At 43.3% G+C, this 1,515-nt stretch carries 3 protein-coding genes and 1 pseudogene; all 4 read right to left on the bottom strand.

Annotated elements, in window-relative coordinates:
- Positions 1 to 11: 11 nt before the first annotated feature.
- Positions 12 to 329, bottom strand: a complete 318-nt coding sequence (locus BO225_RS07875; protein WP_076341700.1) for an IS3 family transposase — start codon at positions 327 to 329, stop codon at positions 12 to 14.
- An 80-nt stretch (positions 330 to 409) separates the two neighbouring features.
- Positions 410 to 697, bottom strand: a complete 288-nt coding sequence (locus BO225_RS07870; RefSeq protein WP_076340276.1) for a transposase — start codon at positions 695 to 697, stop codon at positions 410 to 412.
- Positions 698 to 790: 93 nt separating this feature from the next.
- Positions 791 to 1,186 (bottom strand): hypothetical protein, encoded by a 396-nt coding sequence (locus BO225_RS07865; protein WP_076341699.1) that lies wholly within the window; start codon positions 1,184 to 1,186, stop codon positions 791 to 793.
- Positions 1,152 to 1,388: pseudogene (locus BO225_RS07860) on the bottom strand (recombinase family protein); the annotation flags it as partial. The pseudogene BO225_RS07860 and the gene BO225_RS07865, both read right to left, overlap by 35 nt.
- Positions 1,389 to 1,515 lie beyond the last annotated feature (127 nt).

Raw genomic sequence — 1,515 nt, 5'->3', positions numbered from 1 at the left:
GATTAGTGATTTTAAGGATCTTTTGGATTGAATTGTCTTTTCAGAAGATTGTGAAGTTTTCGATCATTCCCTTTAGATATGGTCGTTTTTATCTTGTGTTTCAGATATTTCGGTTTGATATTGGCTTCTTTCATAATCGAATAGACATACTTCTGGCATCCTTGGATCCCTTTCTTGTGCAGGATCTCTGCGATCTTGGGCGAGCCATACAGCTGGTGCGAATCGTTGTAGATCTTGACGATTGCTTTTTTTGTTTTTTCCCGTCGGACTTTTGTCTTGGATGGTTTTGATCTTAAATACTTGTAGTAGCCGGAAGGGCTCTTCTCCAATATAGCCAGTATACCCGCTATCGATGCTTTGGGATGTTTCTCTTTGTATTCCTGGACCGATCGATAGAGGAGACGAGCCGTTACTTGCCGAGTATACTGATTGCTTTTTTTAATACATTGAGCGCGTCCTGGGTATCTCTGAGCTGCTTTTTAAGATGGGCGATCTCTTTGGCTTCATCGCTGGCATAGTTGCCGGATCCTCTTACGACGACCTGATCGTCATGCTCTTTATAGCTTTTTACCCATCCTCCAATTGTTGTGTCATGGACTCCGAACTGTTGTGCGATCTGGGTGTAGGCAAGGTCTGGATGATCGAGTACATACTGAATCACCTGTTCCTTAAATTCTTTGTCATATTGCTTTGCCATTTTTCATTCCTCCTCATTCTGGAATTCAAATTGTTCTTCTTATGACATTCTACCACTTGAATTTTCAGAGGTTTAAGGGATGCACCATTAATACTAAATCCAAGGGGCTTTCCGATAAGCGTCTCTTGCCTTTTTCCAGGAGGTCATGTTCTGAGCGACAAGACGAAGGATCTGCTGGACAAGATGGACGCTGTTCATGGACGAGTAGATCATGCAGTCCTTCTGGTCTCTCGACTTTTTGAGGCTCTTGTCCAGCTGGGAATAGGTCATCCATGAACCTTTGAACAGGGCCTGGCGGACCCGGTATAAAGCCTGGTTGTAGACATTGTTTGCCTTGTGAGCATAGTCCTCCAGCACTTTGTAATGGCTGTTAGAAGGACGGATGACATGCCGCTCAACAAGATGTTCGTACTGGATTTCCGTCAGTTTTTGGCGACGTTGGGCATAGCTTTCTTCACGATTCCTGTTGGACTTCTGTCTTTTTGCCATCGCATTCACCTCCTTCTTCTATTCCGTCAGCCAAAGCCTCTTTGATCTTTTTCCTTCTTCCTGAATCCATCCTCATCGAAAAAGCGTGGAGCAGGCTGATGATCTCTTCGAATATCTCCTGCTGATCAGTCTTCTTATCTTTCAGTTCAGACATGACGACGATATCGACATGGTATTTGGCGAACAGATATTTGAACAGATCTGGTACTATGTCAAGTTTGAGGACAATCTAAATTTCTGTTTTTGACAAATCCGAAAAAATTTGTTCCGCTTTCCATTGACTACGGGTCCCTATCCCTAAGAACCCATTTCTTGTTGCTTTTCAAACT

Origin of the sequence: Dubosiella newyorkensis, from assembly GCF_001945605.1 — a bacterium.
GTDB classification, from domain to species: domain Bacteria; phylum Bacillota_I; class Bacilli_A; order Erysipelotrichales; family Erysipelotrichaceae; genus Dubosiella; species Dubosiella newyorkensis.
The sequence above is the reverse complement of the archived record's forward strand: the minus strand, read 5'-3'. Positions and strand labels throughout refer to the sequence as shown.